Consider the following 4111-nt stretch of genomic DNA (forward strand, 5'->3'; position numbering starts at 1 on the left):
CCCCACCCGACGGCCCTCGTCGTTCTCCGGCTCCGTCCGCCGACGGCAGGGGCGTCGGGTACGGCCGTTCGTCCCGTGAACCCTGTGAGCACGAGGGCGCCCCGATTCAGTAGTCTGTCCCCTATGTCGAAGATTCCAGTCGAAGTGGTCGGGGTCAGGATCGAACTCCCTGCGAACCAGCCCATCCTGCTGCTCAAGGCGGTCGACCGTCCGCGGTACCTCCCGATCTGGATCGGCTCCTCCGAGGCGAACGCGATCGGGATCGCCCAGCGGGGTCTCACCCCGCCGCGGCCCCTCAGCCACCACCTCATGCTCGACATCATCGAGAAGTACGGTGCGCGCCTCGAGGAGGTCGTCATCACCGGTCGGGAGAACCACACGTTCCTCGCCGAGCTGCGCACCACCGACGGCAAGGTGATCTCGGCCCGTCCCTCGGACGCCGTCGCCATGTCGCTCATCGCCGAGTGCCCCGTGTTCGCGGAGGACCTCGTTGTCGACGAGAACGGGATCGACGCCCCGGAACCGGACGAGGACGAGGTCGATCGTTTCCGGGAGTTCCTCGACCACGTGTCGCCGGAGGACTTCGAGGGAGGATCCTGAGGAACCCTCCCGGTTCCCGGCGCCCCCCGTTCCACCGGTTCCACTCCCACCATCCCCTTCAACCGAGGTGAATCCGTGACTCTCAACGTCAGCCCCGTCTTCCAGACGGCGGGCAACCTGGAAGCAAGTGAAGAGACGCTCGCCGGGCTCGACGCCTGGCGGAGCATGTCTCCCCTCCAGCAGCCCACCTATACGGACGAGGCGGAGCTGCAGGACGCGCTCTCCCGGTTGCGCGCGGTTCCCCCGCTCGTCTTCGCGGGCGAGGCGGACATGCTCAAGGAGCGGATCGCCGCGGCAGCCCGCGGGGAGGCCTTCGTCCTCATGGGCGGTGACTGCGCGGAGTCCTTCGCGGACGCCACCGCGGACAAGATCCGTCGACGGATCCAGACGGTGCTGCAGATGGCCGCGGTCCTCACCTACGGCGGTTCCATGCCGGTCGTGAAGATGGGGCGGATGGCCGGGCAGTTCGGCAAGCCGCGCTCGGCGGACACGGAGACCCGCGACGGCGTCACCCTGCCCTCGTTCCGCGGAGACATCGTGAACGCCCACGGTTTCACCCCGGAGGATCGCAGGCACGATCCCGAACGCCTGCTGCAGGCGTACCAGGTGTCCGCCTCGACGCTCAACCTCATCCGGGCGTTCACGACCGGAGGCTTCGCGGATCTGCGGCTCGTGCACACGTGGAACCGCGGATTCCTCGCCTCGAACCCGAACTACCAGCGGTACGAGGAGCTCGCCCAGGAGATCGACCGCGCCCTGCGCTTCATGGAGGCGTGCGGCACCGATTTCGAGGCAATGCGCCAGGTCGAGTTCTTCGCCTCCCACGAGGCCCTCATCCTCGAGTACGAGCGTGCCCTGGCTCGTATCGACTCCCGTACCGGCACGCCCTACGCGACATCCGGTCACTTCCTGTGGATCGGAGAACGGACCCGTGACATCGAGTCGGCCCACGTCGACTTCCTCTCGCGCGTCCGCAATCCGATCGGGGTGAAGCTCGGCCCGACCGCGACCGCCGACGACGCCCTGCGCCTCGCCGACAAGCTCGATCCCGAGGGTGAGCCGGGGCGCCTCACCTTCGTCACCCGCATGGGCGCCGGGAAGATCCGCGAGGCGCTGCCGAAGCTCCTCGCGGACGTCGGGGATTCCCTCCCGCACGTCACGTGGATCTGCGATCCCATGCACGGGAACACGATCACCTCCGCGAACGGCTTCAAGACCCGCCGCTTCGAGGACGTCATGGAGGAGGTCGCCGGGTTCTTCGACGCGCACGACGAGGCCGGCACGGTCCCCGGCGGGCTCCACATCGAGCTCACGGGTGACGACGTCACCGAAGTGCTCGGGGGAGCCCAGGAGATCGACGAGGAGGGCCTGCGCCGCCGCTACGAGACGCTCGTCGATCCCCGCCTCAACCACGACCAGTCGCTCGAAATGGCGTTCCGGGTCGCCGAACTCCTCAAGGCCCACCACCGCTGAGGCGCTCCCCTCGGGTCCCCACCCGCGCCTTTCGTGCCCATCCCCAATCGAAGGAGACCCCCTTCATGATCGATCTGCGATCGGACACCCTCACCCTGCCCTCCGAGGAGATGCGGACCGCGATGTTCCGTGCCGAGGTCGGCGACGACGTGTACGGCGAGGACCCGAGCATCAACGCGCTCGAGGAACGCACCGCGGAACTGCTCCACCAGGAGGCCGGACTGTACTGCCCCTCGGGGTCGATGACGAACATGCTCGGTATCGCCGCCCAGGTCCCGCGTGGCTACGAGGCGCTGTGCGAGTCCCAGGCGCACATCGTCCGTGCCGAGTGCGGCTCCCACGCGGCCCTCGCCGGGGTCACGACCCGCACGTGGGTCTCCCCGGACGGCACCTTCGACGCGTCGATGCCGTTGTCGATGGTGAGTGAACCGCGGGGGTACAACCAGGTCGGCACGAAGGTCATCGAGGTCGAGAACTCCCACAACTTCGGCGGCGGCCGCGTCGCCGACATCGAACAGCTGCGGATCCTCCACAGCGCCACCCGGGAGCTCGGCGTGCGGGTCCACGTCGACGGTGCCCGCCTCGGGAACACCGTTGCTGCGACCGGCATCTCCCTCGGGGAGTACGGCGATCTCGCGGACTCCGTCTCCCTGTGCCTGTCGAAGGGCCTCGGGGCCCCGGTCGGTTCGGTCCTCGTCGGTGATGCCGACATGATCGCCGAGGCACGCCTCCTGCGGAAGCGCTACGGCGGTGGCATGCGTCAGGCGGGCATCCTCGCCGCGGGTGCGCTCTGGGCCCTCGAGCACAACCTCGAACGCCTCGCGGACGACAATGCGAACGCCCTGCGGATCGCCGAGGCGGTCGCCGCCACGAGCCCCGGGATCGTCGACCCCACGGTCGTCGAGACGAACATCGTCTTCTTCGACTTCTCCGGCACCGGCGCCTCGGGTACGGCCTTCGCCGAGGCGGCCGCCCGCGAGGGTGTCCGGGTGACCGCGATGTCGGAGTCGAAGGTCCGGATCGTCACACACCTCGACGTGTCCGACGACGACGCGCTCAAGGCGGGGGAGATCCTCGCCCGCGTGGCATCCGACCTCCTGGGCGCCTCGGCCGCCTGAGCCGCGCCCGACCCACGACGAAGGCCCCGATCCACGGNCCCCGATCCACGGATCGGGGCCTTCGTCGTCGTATGCCGGGTGCTGTCGGGTCAGCCCTCGGGTGTGGGGGAGTCCGCCGGATCCGCGGGCTCGTTCCCGGCCTCATCCGCTGCGGCATCGGCCGGCGCCGCCTCGGGGCCGGTGCTCACCCGGAGAGTGACGAGGTCGTCGACGGCGACCTCGGACTCCGCCTGCGGGGTCTGCGAGACGACCTTGCCGGCGGGCATGTCGTCGCTGGGAACGTCCTCACGTGCGACCCGGAGGCCCATCCGTGCGAGCTTCGGCCATGCGCTCTCGTAGTCGAGTCCCGTGACGATGGGGAGGACGAGCGGTTCGACGCCGTCGGAGACGACGAGGTCCACCGCGGTGCCCCGGGCGTGTTCGGAGCCGGCCTCGACCGACTGGGAGATGACCTCTCCCGCAGGAACCTCGTCCGAGAACTCCCGGCTCACCTCACCGAGCTCCATGGAGGAGTCCGCGAGCGAGGTCCGCGCGGTCGCCTCCGTGGCACCGACGAGGTCGGGTACGGCGAAGAGCTCCTCGCCCTTCGACACCGTGATCGTGACGGAGTCACCCTTCGCGAGCTCCGTGCCGGATCCGGGATCGACACCGACGACGGCACCGGCGGGCACGCCCGCGTCGAAGACCTCCGACACCGTGTACTCGAGGCCGGCGCTGCTCACCGCCGATTCGACGTCCGCCTGCTCCTGCCCGCTCGTCACCTGGGGGACGGTCGTCGACCGATCGATCGAGATGAGGGACAGGGAGATGACGAGAGTGGCGACCGCCGCGACGGCAAGGACCCCTGCGAGGATCCGTTTCCGGCGCCGACCGTGCGCGGCATCCGCCGGTGCCTCGTCACCGGTCCCGGCGCCGGAGGC

General features: G+C 69.5%; 4 protein-coding genes. 3 read left to right on the forward strand and 1 reads right to left on the reverse strand.

What is annotated here, in order from left to right; all coding sequences use genetic code 11:
- Positions 1-123: 123 nt before the first annotated feature.
- The 3 genes from ABD172_RS07275 to ABD172_RS07285 all read left to right on the forward strand — a co-directional run bounded on the left by ABD172_RS07275 (position 124) and on the right by ABD172_RS07285 (position 3191).
- Positions 124-600 (forward strand): bifunctional nuclease family protein, encoded by a 477-nt coding sequence (locus tag ABD172_RS07275; RefSeq protein ID WP_344308304.1) that lies wholly within the window; start codon positions 124-126, stop codon positions 598-600.
- 117 nt (positions 601-717) lie between these two features.
- Positions 718-2073 (forward strand): class II 3-deoxy-7-phosphoheptulonate synthase, encoded by a 1356-nt coding sequence (locus ABD172_RS07280; RefSeq protein ID WP_425546668.1) that lies wholly within the window; start codon positions 718-720, stop codon positions 2071-2073.
- 65 nt (positions 2074-2138) lie between these two features.
- Positions 2139-3191, forward strand: a complete 1053-nt coding sequence (locus ABD172_RS07285; RefSeq protein WP_344308308.1) for a threonine aldolase family protein — start codon at positions 2139-2141, stop codon at positions 3189-3191.
- Positions 3192-3280: 89 nt separating this feature from the next.
- Here the strand turns inward: ABD172_RS07285 and ABD172_RS07290 are convergent.
- A partial coding sequence (locus ABD172_RS07290; protein ID WP_344308310.1) for a PASTA domain-containing protein occupies positions 3281-4111 on the reverse strand: 831 nt, incomplete at its 5' end.

Source organism: Brevibacterium samyangense (genome assembly GCF_039529845.1).
In the GTDB taxonomy this organism is placed as follows: Bacteria; Actinomycetota; Actinomycetes; order Actinomycetales; family Brevibacteriaceae; genus Brevibacterium; species Brevibacterium samyangense.

Coding starts and splice junctions, on each gene's coding strand:
- ABD172_RS07275 (WP_344308304.1), top strand. CDS start 124: ATGTCGAAGATTCCAGTCGAAGTGGTCGGGGTCAGGATCGAACTCCCT.
- ABD172_RS07285 (WP_344308308.1), top strand. CDS start 2,139: ATGATCGATCTGCGATCGGACACCCTCACCCTGCCCTCCGAGGAGATG.